We start from the raw sequence: 15809 nt of genomic DNA, 5'->3' as shown, positions 1-15809 counted from the left end.
GGTAACTAATGATTAAAAAAATTTTTTTTGTAGCTGTATGTTCACTTTTAGTTGTTTCGGCTTGGGCTCAAGCTCCTTCTATTGTAGGAACCGATTATGTACGCCCTGCGATTCACTATGTAGAGGAAGGAACAAATTACGTAAATAGTGACGTATTTTTTAAGCTTAGATCACAAGACAAGGAAACAGGTCTTGACTTTGTAGAATTTGCTTTGAATGGAGCAGCCTTTATGAGATATAAAAACCCTTTCCAGCTTCTTGAAGAAGGAAAATATGATATTTCATATAGAGGATTTGACAATAGCGGAAACTTGGAATTACCCAAAACTTTTTCCGTAATTGTAGATAACACAGCTCCTGATGCAATGATTAAAACAACAGAACCGTTGTATAATGACGGCGTAGTACTTTACTGCTCATCAAATACAAAATGGTATGTTTCCGCAGCCGACATATTAGGCGGATCAGGTGTAGCAGCAGCTTACATGGGCACTGATCTGAATTCTCTCAAACTTTCCGGAAACGGAAAAGAGTCCGAACAAACCTATGTTTCATTAGATAGTGAAGGGCCTGTAAATCTTTATTATACAGCCATTGACAATGTAGGAAACCTTTCCCCCATTAAGGTAGTTTCAGTTACTATTGACAAGACTGCTCCTGTTGTAAGCCTTGCAAATTCAAACCGACTTATCAACAAAGATGAGGAATATATGATATTCCCCAGCGAAAATGTCGTCGATGAAGAAGGCAGAGTTATTGTTTCTACAAGCGAAACCGTTTCATTTACGGCAAAAGATGAACTTTCAGGTGTTGATGCAATTTATGTAAAAGTAAACGATGGAGACTATACTAAATATGTAGAACCTATCAAATTTACACAAAATGCAGTTTACAAAATTGAAGTTAAGGCTATCGATAATGTAGGCAATGTTTCTGATCCTGTTATGTACACATTCTATGTTGATCAGATTACACCTAACTCGGAGGTTGACATAATCGACAGGTCGGGGAATCTTCTCCCAGCCACAACCTCAGCAGATGCCGAGTAAAAAAATAGAGGCATCTCCTATTAATCGGCTTCCAATATAACCGGCTAATAGAGATACTTATCGGTAAAACAAAACGGCCGAAGTAAGTAACTTTTCCAAAGTGAAAAACTTTACTACTTCGGCTTTTTATTTTGCACATGCATATTTTTAATCAATTGACAGACAGCTTTAAATAATTTAGACTAAAGCTAAGATTATGAAGCTCAAAAAAATATGTTTAACAATTTTACTTCTCATAAACTTTTCATATATTTTTGGAAATACCGATTTAAACAAAACAAAAACGGAAATTGAAACAGAGTTAAACTATCCCTTAAATTTTAATGTTTCAATATCTCACTTTTTAAAATTTTATAGACCAAATATGGATTCAAAATATACCGAACTTGGGTTTAAGGCCTCATTGAAACCGGCAAATATTTTATGTTCCTTCAATTTTAAATTAGCCTATGTACCCTGCTTAAATTTTATTGCAAATACGGCTTTTGGAACAGGCTGGGCCTACCCTAGCTTAAATTTTTACGGTGTTGCAGAAAATCAAAATATCAATGATTTACAAGTTATAAAGCCTTTGTATTTTTCAAAGCTGTTTTTTAGTTTTCAAGGCGGGCTTGAACTGTATTTTGATCTAAGCTCAAAAATAAAAAGTAAATGGTCAAATTTAATCTTAAAAACAGGGCATATTATAAATTACAGGGCTCTTTTATCATCAAAGGCAGAAACGTTTTGGTTTTTTAATAATGATTTAGGAGAAAATAGAAATGGAACTATATATAAAGGATATTATTCCATTGAATACAATATACCTCTTTATTTAAACACAATAATAATAGAGCTTATAACCTATAAAAACTTATATAAACCCTTGCCTTATGCAAAAAATAAAGCTGAAAAATTATGGACATTTGAATTAAAAAATGAGCTTTTTTTTAAAGCCTCAGAAAAAACACGCATAAAACTACAAGCAGTATGGAAAACGGCGCCAATCTATTATAATTACAAAGATGAAGCACATTTTACTCAAAAAATAATCAACTCAAAAAAGAATATCGACATGTTTTTTGAGTCCGTTGCAATCAGTTTTATATTTAAACTATAGGGCTTACAATGGGTTTGAAAAAACCTTTATCCGTTATAATTCCTGTACATAATGAAAAAGGCGTAATATCAAATGCAGGATAAAGTCCCGAGATTGAACCGCTCTTATTTTCAGATTTACAATCGTATCTAAAATCGTCCGATAAAATTGCAGTTCTTTTTCCCATAGCATAAAGAGCCTCTTCAGGATTCCTATATTCGATTTTTACTTCTTTTGCAGAAGCATAGTTTTTATCGGGAAAGCCTATTGCATAATAAGGAATACCAAAGTAATTTGCAGCTATAGCAATTTGAAGAGTTCCTATCTTATTGATAATAGAACCGTCTAGGGTTATAACATCCGAAGCTGAAACACAAAAGTTAATTTTTTTTTCGCTCATTAAAAGGGCTATCATATTGTCGGTAATGACTGTTGTATCAAATCCCATATCATAAACCAAAGAAGCTGTCAAACGGGCTCCTTGAAAATATGGACGGGTTTCGGCACAAAAAACCTTGATACGTTTTCTAGTTTCATTAAACTTTCGTAAATATCCGCCGACTGTAGTCTCTCCAAAACATTGGGTTAAAATTGAAGAGCCGTCAGGAACCAAATCAGCAAAAAAAGAGCCGGCAGTCGTATTTTTTTTATACCTGACATTGTTTTGTTCTACGGCATTTTGTTTTAAGGCCTTTATGATGTCACTTGAAGATGTTCCATCTTTTATCAGAATTTCAAAGAGGTTCAAGGATTCTCCGGTAATAAGCTGCATTGCCTTGCTTGTTGTAGGACGGACATGGGATAAAGCATATGCCGCATCTTTCATAAAATTAAGATACTCCACCTTTGAAAGGTTTTTGCCTTGATATGCAGCAAGGGCCATACCCATACCTGCCGCTGCAAAGGGCCCGCCGCTTTGGGTTACCATATCGGAAATGGCCTTTGCAACTTCCACATATGTTTTACATATGCAAAATTCCGTTTTCGCCGGATAAATACGCCTGTCTAAAATACGTACCTCTCCGCATTCTTCATCAAACCAAGCAACATTTTCATATTGCAAAATAAAGCCTAAGTTATAATCTTCTCGCATTTTTAAGTATTTTACCGATTTTTCCCGTTTTATTTATAAATTTTACACTAATTTGTTTAAATAGTATAAGCATTTTTTAGGACTTTGTCAGTATAAAATAAAAAAAATTAAAATAAGACTTGCGTTTTTTAAAAAGATATCTTATAATTTAGTTAATAGTTAATGGTATAAATAATAAATAACCTTAACTATAATATCAGTGAAAGGAGTGCAGTTATGGAAGCAAAAAAAGAAAAGAGAAATTTAAATTTATTTAATATTTTCTCTCTTGGTTTCGGCGGAGCCGTAGGTTCCGGGATATTTGTTTTAACAGGCTTAGGAATTGCAGCCACAGGCAAATCCATTGTAGTTTCAATTATGGCAGGTTGTATTTTTATGCTTTTAGCATACTTTTACAATGTTCTTTTATCATCAATGTTTATGTTTGAAGGAGGTGATTATAGTCAAAAAGCTCTAGTGTTTAATCCTTTTTTTACAGGTATAAACGGGTATATAACATTTATTAATGGTTTTTCTGTTGCTATGTATAGCCTTGCAATGGTAAATTATGCAGGAATAGTTTTTCCTCAAATTCTACCTTACACAAAATTAATTGCGATAATAATTATTACCTTGTTTTTTGCAGCAACTATAAGAGGTTCAAAATTTGTTTCTACAATCAATAATATAATGACCTTAGTATTAATCCTAGCAATTATTTTTTATATTGTATTTGGAGTTCCTAAGGTAAAACCGGGCTATTTCACAGATCCAAATTTTTTTACAGGCGGGTTTAAAGGTATCATTGCCGGTATTGCAATAATGGGATGGGCATGTCAAGGAACCACAATGGGCCCGGTTTCTGTATCGGCAGTAACTATTAAGCCCAAAAAAAATATACCCTATGGTATATTCCTTGTAACAATAGCAATTGCCATTGTTTACGGCTTAATGGGCTATGTATCGGCAGGAGTGCTTCCCATAAGCGAGGTTGCAGGTCAAAATCTTTCACTTGTAGCTTCCGAGATTTTCCCAAGATCAATTTTTATTCTCTTTATAATGGGAGGGGCTGTTTTTGCCATAGCAACATCTATGATTACCGGCATAATAATGGTTCGATATCCAATACTAAAAGTAGCACAAGCAGGTTGGCTCCCAAAATTTTTTACACAAACAACTCAGACCGGTTATCCATGGGCTGTTTACGGTATTTATTACATATTGTCAATTTTACCGGTTTTACTTGGCTTAAAATTAGATGCTATTGTTTCGCTGGTAATGATACCTGCAATGCTTACAAACCTATATACAAATATAAAATGTATTAAGGTGATACGGGATTATCCGGAGCAATGGAAAAAATCGGTATTGCATATGCCCAGAATACTTATGGACATCATATGTATTCTTTCGGCACTTTGTGCAGCTATAGTATGCTATAATCTGTTTATGATGCTTTCAACAAAAGAAAAATTTTTGATGATAGGGATTATGGTTATCATATCGATTTTATCAATTTACAATTTAAAATCAAAACATGTAAAAATTGAAGAATTGGAAGCAAATAAAAGGCAAATTATCGAAGATGCCTTACTTGCTGAAACTGAAGAATAGGAGAAAAAAAATGATTTACGATTTTACAACAAAAATTTCAAGAAAAAACTTAGGTTCACTTAAGTGGGACTTAATGTATTCACAAAATCCTGAGGTTGGAAATGAGGTGGTTCCTCTTTCGGTAGCAGACATGGAATTTAAAAATCCGCCAGAACTTATTGAAGGTTTAAAAAAATATCTTGACGAAACAGTGTTAGGATATACAGGACCTACTGAAGAGTATAAAAAAACCGTAAAAAAATGGATGAAGGATAGACATCAATGGGATATTGAAACAGACTGGATAATAAATACTGCCGGAGTCGTTCCTGCAGTGTACAATGCCGTTAGGGAATTTACAAAACCTGGAGACGGAGTCATTATCATCACCCCCGTTTATTATCCTTTCTTTATGGCTATAAAAAATCAAGAGCGTAAAATCATAGAATGCGAATTATTGGAAAAAGACGGATATTATACAATCGATTTTGAAAAACTAGAAAAATTATCCAAGGATAAAAACAATAAGGCTTTGCTCTTTTGCTCTCCGCACAATCCTGTAGGCAGGGTTTGGAAAAAAGATGAACTTCAAAAAATAAAGGACATAGTTTTAAAATCCGATCTTATGCTATGGTCAGATGAAATTCACTTTGACTTAATTATGCCCGGTTATGAGCATACAGTGTTCCAATCTATTGATGAAGAGCTTGCCGATAAAACGATTACTTTTACTGCGCCGTCTAAAACATTTAATATTGCAGGAATGGGCATGAGCAATATAATAATTAAAAATCCGGATATCAGGGAAAGGTTTACAAAGTCTCGGGATATTACAAGCGGAATGCCCTTTACTACACTCGGATATAAGGCTTGCGAAATTTGCTATAAAGAATGCGGAAAATGGCTGGATGACTGCATAAAGGTAATAGACAAAAATCAAAGAATTGTAAAAGATTTTTTTGAAGTAAATCACCCCGAAATAAAGGCTCCTCTTATTGAAGGCACCTATTTACAATGGATAGATTTTAGAGCTTTGAAAATGGATCATAAGGCTATGGAAGAATTTATGATTCACAAAGCTCAAATATTTTTTGATGAAGGCTATATTTTCGGAGACGGAGGTATAGGATTTGAAAGAATCAACTTGGCAGCTCCATCATCTGTTATTCAAGAAAGTTTAGAAAGACTAAATAAGGCCTTAAAAGATCTTAAAAATCGGCATTAAAAATAAAATTTACTGCCGGTAAAATTCCTCCTCATATTTAATATATAAAATATGAGGAGGACTTTTATAAAGATTCATTTTTTCGGTTATTTTTTTCGAGGATGTCGGTATAAGCTTTCAAAATTTTATCAAAAGCTACCATCTCGTCAACAGTAAAAGTTTCAAGAAGTTTTTTCCTTGTCTTTATATTGTCTTTATTGTCATAAGCTTTATGCTTTAAAACCGTTTCTTTTGCTTTTTCCGTAGTGTGCAAAAAAAAGACTTTGCCGTCAGCTTCGTTCACCTTCTTATAAACCAAGCCCCATTTTATAAGCCTATGTACAATTTGAGAAATTGCACTTGATGTTCTATTCCATTTTTTTGCCAAAGCTGAAACCGTTATATTTTCATTATCATAAATATCGGTCAAAATATGCATTTCAATCATCGTATATTTCTTACCCGTACCATAATCTCTCCTTATAGTATAATAATAAGAAAATGATAATACAAAATCGTACATGCCATCAACAATATTGCTTATATTTTTATACCTTTTTTCAATCAAATCTACAGGCTCATTGTCTTCTACCCATGCATTAATTATTTCATTTTTATAAATATCATTCAACATTTAAAACTCCCAAACAGTCTACTTAAAATTTAGCGACACACCTTTAGATGATAGCCATTTTTATAAGAATTGTCAATTATTTTGAGATTTTTAGCTCAAACTATTGACAAAAATAAAAAAAAGAATATACTCCTCCCCATGAGCAAGACATTTTAGATGACTTACTCATAACATTGCAATACTTGACATTTTTTGGGTTTATGTATATTATACACACGCTCACTGTTAAGCGAGAGTGGTGGAATTGGCAGACACGCTAGACTTAGGATCTAGTGCTTCGGCGTGAGGGTTCAAGTCCCTCCTCTCGCACAATTCCACAAAACAAAAAGTGGAGTAGAATTGCGGGAATAGCTCAGTGGTAGAGCGCCACCTTGCCAAGGTGGATGTCGCGAGTTCAATCCTCGTTTCCCGCTTCTAAAGCGATTCGGTGAACGGATCGCTTTTTTTTTACCCCTTTACAAAGGGCAGTCTTAAAATCAACTCTAAGGAAGGAAAAATGGACTACGAAAAAAACGTAACTCTTAAAGAAAAATCACATGCGGAACTTTCAGTAAAAATCAAAAAGACTGAAGTTCAAGAAAGCTATAAAAAATTGCTCAACAAATATTCAAAAGAGCTTCAAATACCGGGATTTAGAAAAGGAAAAGTTCCCATATCCGTACTTGAAACAAAATACGGTGATGCCATTAGAGGTGACCTTGCAGGAGAACTAATCGAAGATTCTTTAAAAGAAATTTTTGAATCTTTAAACGAATATGAAAGACCTCTCCCCTACTCCTACCCCGAACTTAACGAAAAACCGGAATTAAAAGTTGAAGAAGACTTTTCCTTTACAGTCCACTATGATGTCTTCCCCAAGGTAGAAATTAAAAAGACGGAAGGCTTTACTATTGAAGTGCCCGAAGCAAGCGTTTCCGATGACGACATAAAAAAAGAACTGGAAAGACTTCAAGAGCGGAATGCCCTTGTTACAGCTTGCAAAGAAGGGGCTTTAGCCGAAAAAAATCATATTGCAACAATTGACTATTGTGAAATTGATGATGAAGGGAAAACCATATCCGGTACTGAAAGGCAAGACTTTGTGTTTACAATAGGTTCTGGCCTAAATATCTATAAAATTGATGATGATATAATAGGCATGAAAAAAGGTGAATCTAAAGAAATCACTAAAACATTCCCGGAAGACGATTCAAACAAAGAACTTGCAGGAAAAACAAAAAAAATAAAGGTAACTCTTACCGCTCTTAAATACAAAGATTTACCGGCCATTGATGATGATTTTGCTCAAGACATAAATGAAAAATATAAGAACTTAGATGAACTAAAGGCCGATATCAAGAAAAAGTTTGAAATAAGCATGGAAGAAAAAATAGAATCTTTACAAAAAAATGCTTTAATGGAACAAATGGTTAAGGAGCATACGATAGATCTTCCCGAATCCATGATAAAAGCAGAACTTGAATCCAGATGGATGATGATGGCTAATCAATTTAGAACCACTCCTGAAGAACTTGAAAAAATGCTCGGTAAGGGGCCGCAATCAAAAGCAGCTCTTATGGAAAGCTGGCGGGAGGATTCCGAAAAGAACTTAAAAGAAAGAGTTTTAATTGAAACCCTTCTTAAAGAAAAAAATATTGAAGTAAGCGATGACGAGATTGAAGCCGAGTATTCCCGTTTATCTGAAAGAATGGATATCGCTGTTGATGAGCTGAAAAAATATTATGCAAATCCCCGTGAAAAAGAATATTTAAGTGAAGGCCTAAAAGAAGAAAAACTTTTTAAAGCTCTTTATGAAAAATCGACAATCAAAAAAGGTAAAAAAATTACCTTTGAAGAACTTTTAAAAGATTAAATCTTGCTGTTTTAAGGAAAAAAAATGAGTACACTTGTACCTTATGTAATTGAACAAACCGGAAACGGAGAACGCAGTTATGATATTTTCTCCCGTCTTTTAAAGGATAGAATTATCTTTGTAGACGGAGAAATAAACGATATGTCGGCTGATTTGGTTGTAGCCCAGCTTTTATTTTTAGAGGCACAAAATCCCGATAAGGATATCAGCCTCTATATAAACAGTCCCGGAGGTTCCGTAACTGCCGGCCTTGCAATTTACGATACTATGCAGCATATTCGTCCCGATGTACAAACAATTTGTTTGGGCCAATGCGCCAGTATGGGAGCTGTTCTTTTGGCGGGAGGCGCAAAAAATAAGCGCTATGCCCTGCCCTCATCCCGTGTTATGATTCATCAACCATGGGGAGGAGTTCAAGGCCAAGCCGTAGATATCAATATCCAAGCCAAAGAAATAGTAAGATTAAAAAAACTTACCATTAAATATTTTGCAGAAAATACCGGCAAAACGGAAAAACAGGTAGCAGCCGATATGGAAAGAGACTTCTTTATGTCGGCAGAGGAAGCCTTAGCCTATGGCATTATAGATACCGTTATGAATAGGAGAAAAGATGGCTAGAAATAGGATGGACGGGGCTTTAATATGCTCGTTTTGCAATAAGCCGGAAAGTAAAGACAGGTTTATAGTGCCGGGACCTGCGGGGGTATGTATCTGCGACAGATGTGTTGATCTTTGTGAAAGTTACATAAAATCATATCGGACGGTACGCCCTGTAGAAAGATCCGGACCTATCCCTACGCCTCAAGAACTAAAAGAGTATCTTGATGAATATGTAATCGGCCAAGAGCAAGCAAAGAGGGTATTATCTGTAGCCGTTTATAATCATTATAAACGAATAATGAATCCTCCTTTAAAAGATGATATAGTTATAGAAAAATCAAATGTTCTTTTATTAGGCCCTACGGGATCGGGTAAGACTCTTTTAGCAAGAACCCTTGCACAAAAAATGGAGGTTCCCTTTGCCATAGCCGATGCAACGACTTTAACTGAAGCAGGATATGTAGGAGAGGATGTCGAAAATATCTTGCTTAAACTTATTCAAAATGCAAACGGGGATATAAAAGAAGCCGAAAGAGGTATTATTTTTATTGATGAAATAGATAAAATTTCCAGAAAGAGCGAAAATGTTTCAATTACCCGTGACGTATCAGGTGAAGGAGTACAACAGGCCTTACTCAAAATAATTGAGGGTACTACGGCTTCCGTTCCTCCTCAGGGCGGCAGAAAGCATCCTAATCAGGATATGCTTAAAATAGATACAACAAATATACTCTTCATTTGCGGCGGAGCCTTTGTAGGATTGGATAAAATAGTAGAAGCCCGTATCTCTACAAAACCGATAGGTTTTGGTGCCGAAGTAAAAAAACTGAATGAAAAAAATCTTACCGAGTTGTATGATCAGGTTTCGCCCGATGATTTGGTAAAGTTCGGTCTTATCCCGGAATTGATAGGACGGATTCCTATAAAGGTAGCCTTAAATGAGCTTACAAAAGAAGATTTAACCCGTATCTTGATTGAACCTAAAAATGCTATAATAAAACAATTTCAGGCAACCTTTAGGCTTGATAATGTAGACTTACACTTTGAAGAAGATGCAATTACAGCTATAGCTCAGCAGGCGATAGACCAAAACACGGGAGCCAGGGGCTTGCGTTCAATTGTAGAAAAGCTTATGCTGGATGCAATGTTTGAAGCTCCTTCATTAAAGGGTAAAAAGGAACTTATTGTAAATAAAAAAATGGTCGGAAGTACTACATTTAAACCTAAAATAAGATTGTTAGACGGAAAAACTGCATAAGTTTTAAAAATCCTAATTCAATAAAAAGGGCTGGCTTAGCACAGAGAGCAAAACTTTAGCTTTTTAGAGCGGCTTTAGCGCTTTAAAGCGGCTTTAGGCAGCCTTTTTTATGCATTTCCTTGAGCAACCACCACAAGAAATGAAAAAATAACTGCTAAAATTATCGATAAAAAACATAAAAAAATATCGATTATAAATTTTAAAATATATTTCGTTTCTTTATAGCGGATTATAAAATAAGCTTTAAATACAATTGATGCAAATGTAAAAATTATAAGCAATACACAAAGATTCATTAATACGTTTAAAATCAAAAACAAGCTGGAATCCAAAAAATCTTGAGAACTGCTTAAAACATAAAAAAGAATAAAAATAAAAACAGAGGCACTCAAAAATCTTATCGAGCGGTCTAAAAAGCGAATAGTAAAACGTTTATATTGGGTATAAGGCTTTATATCTTTACTATCCATAAGTTTTAATTTGAAATTTAAAGAAAATATGCGGATATTTATCCGCATATTTATAAACTGTTAGTTCTCCGATTCCGAAACTTGGCCTTCTTCCGAAATAGGGCTATCGGATACAGCGGGTTCTCCGGAAACTTCAGTTGAATCATCCTCAGCTGAAACTTCCTCTTCCCGGCGAGGCTTACGCCCTTTTCGATCTGAAACCTTAGCAGGTTTTTCTTCGGCAATTTGAGCTTCTACCGTAAAAGATATCTCTGCCGAGGTGTTTTCATAAAGCTTTATAAGGGCCTTATGCACACCTGTACTCTTAACGGTTTGGCCCGGAATTTCGATGCGCTTTCTTTCAATATCGAAATCAAGTTTTTGAAGCTCATCAAAAAGAGTTTGGGTTGTAACGGCACCGTAGAGTTTTCCGTTAGGCCCCGCAGGCATAATAACCTTAATTGAAAGAGCTTCAAGTTTTTCTTTAAGCCCTGTTGCATCTTGGCGTTTTGCAGCCTTTTTAGCTTCAATTTCTTCTTTGCGTGATTCAAAATGAGCCAGAGTAAACTCATTACAAGGAACAGCTAAGTTTCTTGGGAAAAGATAGTTTCTGGCATAGCCCTTAGCTACGTTTTTAATATCTCCTTCTTCTCCAAGATATTTAACATCTTCATTTAAAATTACTTTCATATACAAGCTCCTAAAAAAATATCCGCCCAATTCCGGGAGTCGGAAAGGGCTTTTTAACATAGGCTAATTTTTAATGTAAGCAATCGCTCTAAAGCAATAAAGTTTTAGACAGCTGCTTACATTAAAATTCTATTCGTTCATAACAAAAGGAAGCAAGGCAACAGCTCTTGCACGCTTAATTTCAACGGCAAGTTTTCGCTGGTGTTTTGCACAAGTTCCGGTAATCCTTCTGGGAAGAATCTTACCTCTCTCGGTTATAAAGCGGCGTAAGGCATCCGGTTCTTTATAATCGATCTTTAACTTTTGCGTACAAAAACGGCAAACTTTTTTTCGGTAAAAAGCCCTGCCTTTTCTTTTGTCTTCGCCTTCGCGAATATTATCCTGCATGTTAACTTCCATGTCTACATCATTCATTGTTTCATCCGACATTTAAATCTCCTTAAAATGGAATATTATCCAAATCTGAATTTCCCATATCCGGCTGATAATCGTCATAGGAAGGTTCTTGTCTTTTTTGATAAGCAGAAGGCCTCTGACTTCCATCATTATACGGATTATTTCCGCTGCCCTGATATGATCCCTGGCGCTGAGGTGCGGACTGCGATTGTCCGCTCTGACCTGCCGAGCCTCCGACAAGCTGAATATTGTTAGCTACAATTTCCACCTTGCTTCTGGTTTGCCCGTCTTGCTCCCAACGGTTTTGTCTAAGTTCACCGTCAATAGCAACTTGTTTACCTTTTACAAGATACTGATTTAGGGCTTCACCCTGCCGGCCCCAAAGAACCACGTCAAAAAAACTTGCTTCTTCGCTCCAGTCATCGCCTGTTTTCCGTCTTCTATTGACCGCTACGGCAAAATTACAAACCGCAATACCGGAAGACGTATATTTAAGCTCAGCATCTCGAGTCAAGCGGCCAACCAATACTACATGATTTATATCTGCCATAAAGTCTCCTTTTTAGTCCTCTAAACGAACAAAAAGATATGTCAACATCTGAGTAATCAGCTTAAAACGCTTGTCCAATTCAATCATCTTTGCAGGATCTGCTTCGATGTTGAAAAGCACATAACGTCCCTTTGTCTTCTTTTTGATTTCATAAGCTAAATCCCGATCGCCGAAAGGCTCTTCAGACTTGATCTGAACACCGAAATCCGCCAGAATTGAATGTAGAGCATCTATTCCCGGTTTATAAAGATCTTCTTCAACCGGAAAAACCGTCATAAGTTCATAGTTTCTCATGTTCCCTCCTATGGACACATTTCTGAGGCCCGCATTTTCTGCGAGCCGGAGTTTTTATAGAATAGCAAAAAATACTATCTTAGTCAATACCAGGGTTTTAGCCCGGCTAAAACCGTGCATAAAACCGGTTAAGCCTAGCATTTCATCATGCCGGCATAGTGTGCAAGCTTTAGCACTTCATCATGCCGAAAACCATTACGAAAAGAGCAACGGTTTCGCAAAGACCTACTATGGTAATGTACTGTACAAAGCCTTTTCCAGTTTCAGCCATGGCATCTGAACCTGAAGCTGAAGCCTTACCTTGAGCAATAGCAGATGCTGCAATAGAAACACCGCAAACAAGGCCTAAGCCCAATAAAAACCAATCGCTCTGAGATGAGGTGAGCATCCTATTCATAAGCAAGAAACCGTAGAGAGTCTGCGTAAGAGGAGCACCTGCAAAAGCAACCAAACTAAAGGGAGCGGGCTTGTTATTTAAATAACATCGTTTCCATGCACCTATTGTTGACTGACCTGCAATGGCAAGACCGATTGCAGAACCGATAGCTGAAATACCCAACGCAGCAGCAGCACCAAAAAAACCAAAAGTCATATCCTTCCTCCAAATTTATTCATTAAAGGGTTCATATTTAAAGCCCGACCAAGTCAAGCCTACATGATTAGAGAATTCCAAGGTATTCAACCGAACACCGTGGACTATAACGGAAAGCACGTTCATAATATAGTTAAGGCCGTGTCCGAACAATAAAAGTAAAACACCTGCAAAGATTATTATGCCTCCTAATGCAGGGCCTGCCATCTCATTTACGGTTGCACTTATAGCGCCTCCTGCAAGACCTACAGCCCAAAGTCTTATGTAGCTCATAATATCTGCAAATACGTTTACTACGCCCAAAAACATATTTATTATATTCTTTAAACTTTCAACAATGGCCTGTCCTATTCCTGTAGAATAGTTTGCAAAAATAAAGTTTAAGGCAAAACCCAGCCCTATGGCAAGCAATATTGTATTATTGATTGCATACTTTTGCGAATCTACAACAAGATTTAAAACAACAAAATACATTCCGCCAAGCATCGAAATTGAGCCCAGATCGGCAAGGAATTTAGGGGATTTGATATTCCTAAATAAGCTCACGAGATGGGCTATCATCAGCTGGGTCAAGCCTAGTGTAAAACAGAGCAGAATCTGGTTTTGATTGCGTATATCCTCAGGCGTAAAGTTTGCAATCGCAGGAACAGCTAAGTTTTTAAGAAAAGACGGTAAAATTCCGGTAGGCATACCGAACCAGTTACAAACCAGAGTACCCCAGATAACGGTCATTAAACCTAAATAACCGAACATATAAAAGGCTGTAGGCACTTTTTGTTTTTTTGCTTTTGCTTTTAAGATCAAAACAATTGAAATTAAGAACAAAACCGCACCGTAGCCCGCATCTCCAAAAATCATTGCAAAGAAAATTCCAAAAAAGATCAAAAACCAAAGAGATATATCAGGCTCCGTATAACCGGGAACAGTCCCTAAAAAGTCGATTAGCGGAGAAATAAGATTTACAAGTTTATTACGCTTTATCTTTGTCGGAACAGGGTCATCTTCTTCGGGAGTTTGAGAAATATAGGCCCAAGATTTTTCCCTTACGAGGGAAGAAAGCTTTGACTCATCTTCGCATGGAATATAACCTGTGAGCCAAACCAATTGAACCCTCTCATCATCATCTTGATTTCCGAAATCTATTGTCTGCATACCATCATGCACAATCTCAAATTGAAGTTTTTTGCTTACAATCTCATCCAAGACATGGAGAGAGTTTAAGTAGGCAGACATCTTCGTCATTTCTTTCTTATAAGAAGAAATCTTAGCCGTTAAACTCTTAAGTTTTTCTTTTAAGGCCTTAACGGAAGTTTCAGGCAATTTTAAAGGAATAATATCCTGAGGCAAGTCAACCGGAAGAGCATTTGTTTCACTCCAGATTAAAAACCTTACCCCCGTTTTCCCCTTCCCCAGTAAAATAGTTTTAATATCTTCGGAAAGGGAAGAATAAGTTTTTACTGAGGTAGTTGCAGGAAAAAGATAGATACCTTTTTCTTCCAAAAAATTAAAATCGGCAGTATTTATTTCTCCCCACTCGGCATAAGATGCTATATCACCTGAAAGCCTTGCAGATTCTTCCATGTTACTCTTATAAGAAGCAGTCAAGGACAAAACGGAATCTACAAAGGTAAGAGTATCTTCTTCGCTTAAAAGAGAGGGAGGCGTTATTCCTTTTTTCTCTTTTTTGGGAAGATATTCCGTTAAAAGGCTTATAGCAAGAGTTATGTCGTTTTTCTCGGATCGTAGCTCGTTTATCAAGGTACCGTTTGCAGGACGGTCTTCAATATGTAAAAGCCCTAATTTTCTTAAATCTTTTAAGGCATGACGCTGCTCTTTTTTTAAAACTAAAAGAGTTACTTTTTTCATCGGTACAATCATAGAGCTTCATCCTTATGGTGAACCTTTTCAAGGTTCTTCTTTGAAATTTTACCGCGAACAACAGCTGCAACCTGTTGGTCTCCCAAATAAACCGTAATCTTCTTTATGTTTGCTCTAGTTGCGGGTATCTTAACCTTTTCAAACAGGTTTACGCGCTGGGTAGTAGTTCTAAGCTCCGAATTCAATAGGCGGACTTGTTCATCAAGCACCTTTGCCTCAAGGTCTAAGCTCAAAACTTCCTGCAATTTTTCGGCAGCCGTATCAACCCAAAGAGGAGTCTTATAAAGATCATATTTAGAGCGTTCAAATTCCGCACCGGAAAAAACAGGGATACTTACTCCGGCAATATTTCCGGTTGAAGTTAAAAGCTCTTTTATCTTAACCATCGAGGGTTTAAAAACATTTTGCTCACCGAATACCGCTACCCAGTCTTCGAATTCCTTATTAAGAGCATCTCTGTGAAGCCTTACTTCTTTAGCTCTGGACTCGATAGTGCGGATTTCGGTTTGAAGCTGCTGTTTTTTAAGCTGAAGAGTCGGCAAGTATCTTCTGTACATTTTTAAAGATTCTTTTTGATTCTTAAGCTCATTTTTTGTCAGTTTTATTGCCATAGCCTACCC

General features: G+C 36.3%; 17 protein-coding genes and 2 tRNA genes. 9 read left to right on the top strand and 10 right to left on the bottom strand.

The features are described 5' to 3' along the window. The first annotated feature begins 8 nt into the window (after positions 1-8). Both JO40_RS10345 and JO40_RS10340 read left to right on the top strand, forming a co-directional pair. Positions 9-1049 (top strand): OmpL47-type beta-barrel domain-containing protein, encoded by a 1041-nt coding sequence (locus JO40_RS10345; RefSeq protein WP_044979268.1) that lies wholly within the window; start codon positions 9-11, stop codon positions 1047-1049. 196 nt (positions 1050-1245) lie between these two features. Beyond that, positions 1246-2148 carry a hypothetical protein gene (locus JO40_RS10340; RefSeq protein ID WP_044979267.1) on the top strand — a complete coding sequence of 301 codons (903 nt, stop codon included), beginning with the start codon at positions 1246-1248 and terminating at the stop codon, positions 2146-2148. Here the strand turns inward: JO40_RS10340 and JO40_RS10335 are convergent. After that, positions 2138-3220, bottom strand: a complete 1083-nt coding sequence (locus JO40_RS10335) for a s-methyl-5-thioribose-1-phosphate isomerase (RefSeq protein ID WP_044979266.1) — start codon at positions 3218-3220, stop codon at positions 2138-2140. The two genes, JO40_RS10340 and JO40_RS10335, sit on opposite strands and share 11 nt — an antisense overlap. A gap of 216 nt (positions 3221-3436) precedes the next feature. Here JO40_RS10335 and JO40_RS10330 point away from each other — a divergent pair, with 216 nt between their 5' ends. Together JO40_RS10330 and JO40_RS10325 are read left to right on the top strand one after the other, a co-directional pair. After that, positions 3437-4813 (top strand): APC family permease, encoded by a 1377-nt coding sequence (locus JO40_RS10330; RefSeq protein ID WP_044979265.1) that lies wholly within the window; start codon positions 3437-3439, stop codon positions 4811-4813. Between the two features lie 10 nt (positions 4814-4823). Beyond that, positions 4824-6017 carry a cystalysin gene (locus tag JO40_RS10325; RefSeq protein ID WP_044979264.1) on the top strand — a complete coding sequence of 398 codons (1194 nt, stop codon included), beginning with the start codon at positions 4824-4826 and terminating at the stop codon, positions 6015-6017. Between the two features lie 64 nt (positions 6018-6081). On the opposite strand, the gene JO40_RS10320 is transcribed toward JO40_RS10325, so the two are convergent. Continuing rightward, positions 6082-6630 (bottom strand): MarR family transcriptional regulator, encoded by a 549-nt coding sequence (locus JO40_RS10320; protein WP_044979263.1) that lies wholly within the window; start codon positions 6628-6630, stop codon positions 6082-6084. Between the two features lie 229 nt (positions 6631-6859). On the opposite strand from JO40_RS10320, the gene JO40_RS10315 reads away from it, so the two are divergent. The 5 genes from JO40_RS10315 (at position 6860) to clpX (ending at position 10340) form a co-directional block, all read left to right on the top strand. Next, positions 6860-6939: transfer RNA gene (locus JO40_RS10315), tRNA-Leu, on the top strand. A 32-nt stretch (positions 6940-6971) separates the two neighbouring features. Next, positions 6972-7043, top strand: a tRNA-Gly gene (locus tag JO40_RS10310). An 83-nt stretch (positions 7044-7126) separates the two neighbouring features. Then, a complete protein-coding gene (gene tig, locus JO40_RS10305; protein WP_044979800.1) occupies positions 7127-8482 on the top strand; it encodes a trigger factor in 1356 nt (451 codons plus the stop codon). Between the two features lie 24 nt (positions 8483-8506). Next, positions 8507-9100, top strand: coding sequence for an ATP-dependent Clp endopeptidase proteolytic subunit ClpP (clpP, locus tag JO40_RS10300; protein WP_002669341.1), 594 nt, complete (start codon positions 8507-8509; stop codon positions 9098-9100). After that, positions 9093-10340: an ATP-dependent Clp protease ATP-binding subunit ClpX gene (clpX, locus tag JO40_RS10295; protein WP_044979262.1), complete on the top strand. Its 1248-nt coding sequence runs from the start codon at positions 9093-9095 to the stop codon at positions 10338-10340. The genes clpP and clpX overlap by 8 nt, the downstream gene beginning before the upstream one ends. A gap of 107 nt (positions 10341-10447) precedes the next feature. Here the strand turns inward: clpX and JO40_RS10290 are convergent, their stop codons facing one another. The 8 genes from JO40_RS10290 to JO40_RS10255 form a co-directional block, all read right to left on the bottom strand. After that, positions 10448-10810 carry a hypothetical protein gene (locus JO40_RS10290; protein ID WP_044979799.1) on the bottom strand — a complete coding sequence of 121 codons (363 nt, stop codon included), beginning with the start codon at positions 10808-10810 and terminating at the stop codon, positions 10448-10450. Positions 10811-10870: 60 nt separating this feature from the next. After that, positions 10871-11479, bottom strand: a complete 609-nt coding sequence (rplI, locus tag JO40_RS10285) for a 50S ribosomal protein L9 (protein ID WP_044979261.1) — start codon at positions 11477-11479, stop codon at positions 10871-10873. A gap of 129 nt (positions 11480-11608) precedes the next feature. Beyond that, a complete protein-coding gene (gene rpsR / locus JO40_RS10280; protein WP_144242356.1) occupies positions 11609-11878 on the bottom strand; it encodes a 30S ribosomal protein S18 in 270 nt (89 codons plus the stop codon). A 40-nt stretch (positions 11879-11918) separates the two neighbouring features. Further along, positions 11919-12425: a single-stranded DNA-binding protein gene (locus tag JO40_RS10275; RefSeq protein ID WP_044979259.1), complete on the bottom strand. Its 507-nt coding sequence runs from the start codon at positions 12423-12425 to the stop codon at positions 11919-11921. A gap of 12 nt (positions 12426-12437) precedes the next feature. Next, positions 12438-12719 carry a 30S ribosomal protein S6 gene (rpsF, locus tag JO40_RS10270; protein ID WP_002669351.1) on the bottom strand — a complete coding sequence of 94 codons (282 nt, stop codon included), beginning with the start codon at positions 12717-12719 and terminating at the stop codon, positions 12438-12440. 169 nt (positions 12720-12888) lie between these two features. Continuing rightward, entirely contained in the window at positions 12889-13311 is a 423-nt protein-coding gene (locus tag JO40_RS10265; protein ID WP_002669353.1) for an ATP synthase subunit K, read from the bottom strand. 15 nt (positions 13312-13326) lie between these two features. Continuing rightward, on the bottom strand, positions 13327-15189 hold the full coding sequence (locus JO40_RS10260) for a V-type ATPase 116kDa subunit family protein (RefSeq protein ID WP_044979258.1): 1863 nt from the start codon (positions 15187-15189) through the stop codon (positions 13327-13329). Beyond that, positions 15186-15800 (bottom strand): V-type ATP synthase subunit D, encoded by a 615-nt coding sequence (locus tag JO40_RS10255; protein ID WP_044979257.1) that lies wholly within the window; start codon positions 15798-15800, stop codon positions 15186-15188. The genes JO40_RS10260 and JO40_RS10255 overlap by 4 nt, the downstream gene beginning before the upstream one ends. Positions 15801-15809: the final 9 nt, after the last annotated feature.

The organism is Treponema putidum, from assembly GCF_000755145.1.
Lineage (GTDB): Bacteria > Spirochaetota > Spirochaetia > Treponematales > Treponemataceae > Treponema_B > Treponema_B putidum.
The sequence above is the reverse complement of the archived record's forward strand: the minus strand, read 5'-3'. Positions and strand labels throughout refer to the sequence as shown.